The 5,568-nt window shown below is 27.5% G+C and carries 14 protein-coding genes and 1 pseudogene; 2 read left to right on the top strand and 13 right to left on the bottom strand.

Annotation, left to right across the window (positions count from 1 at the left end):
• Positions 1-159: 159 nt before the first annotated feature.
• The 9 genes from CCO88_RS11055 to CCO88_RS09420 all read right to left on the bottom strand — a co-directional run bounded on the left by CCO88_RS11055 (position 160) and on the right by CCO88_RS09420 (position 3,737).
• Positions 160-282, bottom strand: a complete 123-nt coding sequence (locus CCO88_RS11055; protein WP_002783964.1) for a hypothetical protein — start codon at positions 280-282, stop codon at positions 160-162.
• 286 nt (positions 283-568) lie between these two features.
• Positions 569-778, bottom strand: a complete 210-nt coding sequence (locus CCO88_RS09390) for a hypothetical protein (RefSeq protein WP_002783968.1) — start codon at positions 776-778, stop codon at positions 569-571.
• 2 nt (positions 779-780) lie between these two features.
• A complete protein-coding gene (locus CCO88_RS09395) occupies positions 781-996 on the bottom strand; it encodes a hypothetical protein (RefSeq protein WP_002783970.1) in 216 nt (71 codons plus the stop codon).
• Positions 997-1,044: 48 nt separating this feature from the next.
• Complete coding sequence (locus CCO88_RS09400; protein ID WP_002840503.1) at positions 1,045-1,899, bottom strand: lambda-exonuclease family protein; 855 nt, start codon at positions 1,897-1,899, stop codon at positions 1,045-1,047.
• A 1-nt stretch (position 1,900) separates the two neighbouring features.
• Positions 1,901-2,128 carry a helix-turn-helix domain-containing protein gene (locus CCO88_RS09405; protein WP_002783979.1) on the bottom strand — a complete coding sequence of 76 codons (228 nt, stop codon included), beginning with the start codon at positions 2,126-2,128 and terminating at the stop codon, positions 1,901-1,903.
• Positions 2,119-2,376, bottom strand: coding sequence for a hypothetical protein (locus CCO88_RS09410; RefSeq protein WP_002840504.1), 258 nt, complete (start codon positions 2,374-2,376; stop codon positions 2,119-2,121). Before CCO88_RS09410 ends, CCO88_RS09405 begins: the two co-directional genes overlap by 10 nt.
• Positions 2,367-2,636: a hypothetical protein gene (locus tag CCO88_RS09415; RefSeq protein WP_002783984.1), complete on the bottom strand. Its 270-nt coding sequence runs from the start codon at positions 2,634-2,636 to the stop codon at positions 2,367-2,369. The genes CCO88_RS09410 and CCO88_RS09415 overlap by 10 nt, the downstream gene beginning before the upstream one ends.
• Positions 2,637-2,892: 256 nt before the next feature.
• Positions 2,893-3,063, bottom strand: a complete 171-nt coding sequence (locus CCO88_RS10755; protein ID WP_002786775.1) for a hypothetical protein — start codon at positions 3,061-3,063, stop codon at positions 2,893-2,895.
• Positions 3,064-3,464: 401 nt separating this feature from the next.
• A complete protein-coding gene (locus CCO88_RS09420) occupies positions 3,465-3,737 on the bottom strand; it encodes a hypothetical protein (protein WP_002783985.1) in 273 nt (90 codons plus the stop codon).
• A gap of 51 nt (positions 3,738-3,788) precedes the next feature.
• On the opposite strand from CCO88_RS09420, the gene CCO88_RS10760 reads away from it, so the two are divergent.
• Entirely contained in the window at positions 3,789-3,938 is a 150-nt protein-coding gene (locus tag CCO88_RS10760; protein WP_002810114.1) for a hypothetical protein, read from the top strand.
• Here CCO88_RS10760 and CCO88_RS09425 read toward each other — a convergent pair.
• Positions 3,919-4,110, bottom strand: coding sequence for a hypothetical protein (locus CCO88_RS09425; protein WP_002783990.1), 192 nt, complete (start codon positions 4,108-4,110; stop codon positions 3,919-3,921). The genes CCO88_RS10760 and CCO88_RS09425 overlap by 20 nt on opposite strands.
• Before the next feature lie 142 nt (positions 4,111-4,252).
• Here CCO88_RS09425 and CCO88_RS09430 point away from each other — a divergent pair, with 142 nt between their 5' ends.
• Entirely contained in the window at positions 4,253-4,513 is a 261-nt protein-coding gene (locus CCO88_RS09430; protein WP_002840505.1) for a hypothetical protein, read from the top strand.
• Positions 4,514-4,561: 48 nt separating this feature from the next.
• On the opposite strand, the gene CCO88_RS09435 is transcribed toward CCO88_RS09430, so the two are convergent.
• The 3 genes and pseudogenes from CCO88_RS09435 to CCO88_RS11010 form a co-directional block, all read right to left on the bottom strand.
• Positions 4,562-4,804, bottom strand: a complete 243-nt coding sequence (locus CCO88_RS09435; RefSeq protein ID WP_173939526.1) for a hypothetical protein — start codon at positions 4,802-4,804, stop codon at positions 4,562-4,564.
• Positions 4,805-4,839: 35 nt separating this feature from the next.
• Positions 4,840-5,355 carry a Panacea domain-containing protein gene (locus tag CCO88_RS09440; RefSeq protein WP_002819546.1) on the bottom strand — a complete coding sequence of 172 codons (516 nt, stop codon included), beginning with the start codon at positions 5,353-5,355 and terminating at the stop codon, positions 4,840-4,842.
• Positions 5,356-5,429: 74 nt separating this feature from the next.
• A pseudogene (locus tag CCO88_RS11010) lies at positions 5,430-5,568 on the bottom strand (DNA/RNA non-specific endonuclease); the annotation flags it as partial.

Here is a 5,568-nt window from a genome sequence, read left to right on the forward strand (position 1 = left end):
TATATTTTCTATGAGTTCATCGGCGTTTCTTAAAAAATGTTTTGCGATTAAATTTTTGGTAACTTCATAAAATGAAGCAACTTGTATTGAGGTATTATTTTGTATTTGTGATAGCATATTAACCCTTTCATTTTATGCTTTGAAAGGGTTGTTTTGATTTTAGTGCTTACTTTCTTTCGTTTTGTCTTTTAGAGACTTATTTTGCTTATAAAATAGATAGCAAGTATAAGCAAAGAGTATAACGCTTACCCCTGCGATAATGTTTAAACCTATCTCATTCATCCTTTTGCCTCCTTTGCATAAGAATACATATAGCCATAATCCCGACGCTAAAAGCAGTTATGATAAAGCTTTGCGGTTTAAAGTCAAAATTCATTAATGCGAAACTCCCATTAACAAATAAGCCAAGCCCTATGTTTTTAATTAATTCTAACATAGCCAAATTCTAACACAAAAATCTTAAACAACCCTAATTCAAAGAACATAAATTACTAAAATCTCGCTTAACTCCTTTTGCGTGATATTTAACTCTTTACAAACTTCTTTAACAATGTTTTCTTTCTCCATTTTATTCCTTTTCATCTGTGATAAACTCAAATTTTAAAACACTGCTTTTATCTTCAAAAGATTTTAGGCTCTGACGTAAAGTTTTAAAAGGTGCTTCATCATAAGAATTAAAAAAGTTTGTATGACAAGCAGGACAAAAAAGAATGCTTTGCTCAACTTTTGCAATGATTTGCGTATCGCAGTTTCTGCAGGTAATTTTATAGCTTTTCATATTTATTCCTTTTCATCTGTAATAAATCTAAACTCTGCTTTTTTATGCTCTTTTAAGCTTTGCAATATATTTCCTAGTTTAGAAAGTGGAGCTTCATCATAAGAATTATAAAAAGCATTATTGCAAAGTGGGCATACAATGACAGTTTTACCTATATCTAAAGTGATTTTAGTTTTACATTGTTTGCAAGTGATTTCTAAACTTTTTAAATTTAACATTTTAACCCTTCCTTTGTTTTTATAATTTTATCAAAAAGTGCTTTATTTTTATGCTCCTTTTTTGATTTTTAAGCACATTGAAGTACTTTCCTTATAAAATTCTTTAGGCACAGTAATATTTTTTTGCTCTAAAAAGCCCTTATAATCAATTGTAGTTCTACTTTGCGGATAAATTGTAATATCCAAACATCTTGCTTTTTCTCCATTTGCTAAGGCTATGAGTTCTTTTTTAAGACTTTCTAGCTTTTCCTTAATAGGTTTAATCGTGTTTTCAAGCCTTATAATTTCAATCGTTAGATTTTTTGCTTTAGTATCTTCAAGCTCTTTATAATCGCTTTTTTGATCTATGATATAATCTAATATAAACTCTTTTATATTTTTAACCAACCATTCTTGATAAGCTTCATCTTTTGAAACTTCGCACTCTACAATCTCTTCTTCTTTATTCATGGCTACAAATATACATTTTTCTTTACCACTGATATAAAGCCCAAATTGCACTTGAGCGTAATATTTATCACTTGGCTTTTTATTTCTTTTGATAAAATCATACTCATCTTGCGAGTATTTAAACTCATAAATAATTCCATTTTCATCTATTCCATCTAAACTTGCTATAAACATTTCATTTTCTAGACTTTGCAAAACTACAGGAGTGATACTCACAGAATGTAAAAATTCAACCCTAGCTCTAATCAAAGGCTCATATTCATTGCCTCTTCTCATAGCTTCATTTTGATAGACTTCTTTAAGTCCTAAGATGATATCTCTTGCCTCTTCTTTAGAGTTAAAAGCACCTTTAATACCTACACAAGATGCTACCATCGATGCACCTATTTTTCCTTTTCTAAAATTTAACCATTCCACACTACCCTGCTCTAAATCAATTATTTTACAATTCATTTTATCCTGCCTTTTTTATTTTTGGAGTGCTTTTTAAAATATAAAAAGTATTTCTCGTTTCTTTGTTTCTAACTGTTTCTATTGCATAACCTTTATTTCTAAGATTATAAATATAAGCTCCAAGTCTTGTAGTAATTCTTGTATCTATGCAATAAAAATTATCTATTTTTCCTTTGTTTAATAAAATATTTAAGACTTGTTTTTCTTGTGATATTGTAGTTACTGACATTCTTTCTCCTTTAATCTTTTTACTTCTTTAATAGCTTTATCATCATTTTTAAAAACCCCTATAAGCCCTAAAGCATCAAGGATTTTTATGCGAAAATTACTAAGTTTTACATTGATTTTAATTTCTTCTTCTAGCTTCAATGAAATTTCATTTATAGCAGTATCTTTTAATGCTATTACACCTTTTAGCCTTTGAACTTCTTTTTCTAAGTTTCTGATTTTTTCATTCTTTTTAAATATCAAGAACATAGTTTTGACCTTTCTTTTGCATAAAGAAGCTCATAAATTTTATTTTGCAAAGAGCTAATTTCTTTTATATTTTTCATATTTGCTTCTATTTGGTCTTTTAACTCTTTTAAAAGTTCTATTTTTTCATTTTCAAGATTAGAAATTTCAGTTTTTAAAGATTTATTTTCATCTTTTAAAGACTTATTTAGCTTCATTTCTTTTCTATATTCATCTTTGCTAAGTTTAATGATGACTTGTTCTTTTGTGTGATAAGCTTTCATTTTTTCTCCTTTTAGATTAATGCTTAAAAGGAGCAACTGAGTTCTTTATTAAAAAGGAAAATAAAAACTAAAAAACAAAAAAGACAAATTCTCATGAATGTAAAATAAGTAGTTTTAAAGTTGCCCCATTTAAGCATTAAAGGAGCTTAAGAAAAGCCAAGAGCCTTGCTCTCTTGGCGTGAGTATTGTTTAAGTATAGGCTAAGCAAGGCTATTCTATAATTTTAGTGGTTTTTTAGTTTAGTTGATTGATTATTTCAATCAACTTTTTTACTATTTCTAACAATAAAAAAGCAATTTTTAAAAACTTCTCTATCATCAAAAACAGCTCCTTCCCCACCAAGAGAAATTAGCCACTTAAACAATGTTATTTTATCAAATTTATTTTTATTTTTGATAAAGCCGAGTAAATCCGCAAGTCTCGGCATTGTATAATCGTTTAAGTTTATGCTAAGCGGATTTAGTTAAAATTTATCTGTGTTAAAAAATATTAGAGTTTTATAAGCTCTCTAATTAGCTCTAAGATTAAGATTAAAATTGTTAAAATTTTATCCCACATTTTAGAGCCTCCTTTCTCAACACCGAGACAAGTTAGCAACTTAAACTTTATAATTATACTTTCTTTTTCTTAAACTCTTGATTTTCTGTCGTTTTTAAAGTGCAAGAAAACCTTTGAAAAATAGCACTATAAACAATAATAACGAGCCAAGTTTATGGATAACTCGCTAACCCTTCCGCTATTCAAAACCATCAACACGATAGCAAAGCTTAATTTCCAAGCGGTCAAAAGCTTAAGAAAGTTCTTTAATAAAAAGAACTTGTTAAACTTTTAATAAAGCTTTTCGTATTTCTTCTCAAATTTCCTTACTTTTTCCAATAAATCATAGGTATCGTTAATAAACTCATCTCCATAGGCTTGCAAAGAAGCTGCAATATCTTCATCATCTTCCAAGCTTACTTCTAAAATATTTTTAAATTCTTGCAAAGAGTTAAAAATATCCGCAAAGTTTTCTCTGCTCTCTAATTCATCTTTAACTAATTCTCTTGCGTAGTTAGAAATTCTTTTTTCTTCTCTATCAAAATAAAAATCTGTAAAACTCATTTTTTATCCTTTTTTTAGTTATAATTACTTTCACTCTATGAAGGTGATGTAATGGACGAAATACAAAGCTTAAAAGCTCAACTTAATAATCTTCTTTTAAGAGTTAGCGAGCTAGAAAGTAAAGTCGCAACACTTGAAAAAAGACTAAATGACAAAGATTTTCAAGTTTTAAACGAAACTCCTAATCTTTTAGAGAAATAACAAATCCTTTGTTTTCAAACGCTTCTTTGGTGATTAAGTTTTTAACTGCATTATGAAGAACATTAGCTAAAAACTCTTCCAAAGAAGCGTAACTTTTTGAATAATTTCTTTCAAAGGCTATTTCTAGCATTTTTTTAATATCAGGTCTTAAATCTAATTTAACCTCTAGCATTTTTTATCCTTTTTGTTTTGTTGATAAAAGTATATAATAAAGAAACTTAATTAAAATTTAATTTAGTATATTAATTAGAAACTTTTTTAAAAATATTTTTGTGGTATAATTTTTTAATAGAAAATAATTAAAAGGATTGAATTTGTTTATTAGAGCATTAAGAGTTCTTTTCATCTTATCTTTTATTGCGGATTTGACTATCATAGGACTGTTTGTTGGTATTCCTTTGTTTTTGATTTTATGGGGAATTCAATATATTATTTACGGTGAAAAAAATCCTTTTTTTGTATTTGCAAAACACAATCCTAAGCCTTACCAAGAAGAAGATATTATAGATGTTGAAGTTGAAGATGAAAAATCAAAAAAATCTTTAAAAATATTTTTAGAAAATTGGAAGGATTAATGCGATGGATATAAAAGGTTGATGGGGTATTGAGGGAATAGTTTGGTGTTAATAGAAAGTAGAATTAAATTTTCTCCAATGATCTCTTAAGATAATAAAAACACTCTTACAGAAATCTTTTTGTTTTTCATTGTCTGTTAAACCAATACAAATAAAGTAGTCTTGCTCTATATTATTTAAAGCTTTAAAACACTTATCTTTTTCAAAAACACTACTATCTCCTAGATGAGATAAGTATTTAAGTAATTCGTTTTTGTGTTCAAGTAAAATTTCTATGTCTATACTAGTCATATTGGAAAGAAGAATTAAGAAATATCTAAAATTAATTAAGGCCATAATTCATTAATTTCCATATCATTTTTTTGTAATTCTTTTAGTCTTAATGCTTCTTTTTTATTTTCTTCCTTAAAAAAAGTAGCTATTGCATCTTGTGTAATTTCATTTCCAAGACTCGCAACATAAGAACTTTTCCAAGGATATTCTTCGTGAGTTTTTTCTCTAAGCTCCCAAGCCCCCATAGAACCGTATTTGTCAAAAATAAGAACTAAAAGTTCATGGGCATCTTTATTGTCAGCAATACAATCTGTATCAAAATCTTCAAGTTCATCAAAAGAGATAGAATTTGATCCATATTTTTTAAATTGTTCATACACTGTTCTAATTACAGGGCCGTGTTTCCACGCTTCAATTCTATCATCAAAGAGCGGTTTTTCAAATATAGCAAGCATATACCCTTGTGCATAATAAAGCATTTTTTGTATTTTTAAATTTGATAGCGTATCGCCAGCTTCTTTACTTCTTGCTAAGAATAAAAAGTATTTTGCAACATCTAATGCTTTCATAGTTTTTACCTTATTTTAAGATATAAATATATTATCATATATTATCATATATTATCTTATATTATCTTATATTTTTGTTCACCTTTTAGATTATTTGCTTCTAATTTATAAGCTACTGCTTTAGTACCTTTGTAGTTATAATCATAGCAATTTAGATAATAGAATTTATCTAAAACTTGTGAGCAGTTTTGCTTAGTAAAATACTTAGCAAAA

The sequence above is a fragment of the Campylobacter coli LMG 9860 genome (genome assembly GCF_000254135.1).
GTDB classification, from domain to species: Bacteria; Campylobacterota; Campylobacteria; order Campylobacterales; family Campylobacteraceae; genus Campylobacter_D; species Campylobacter_D coli.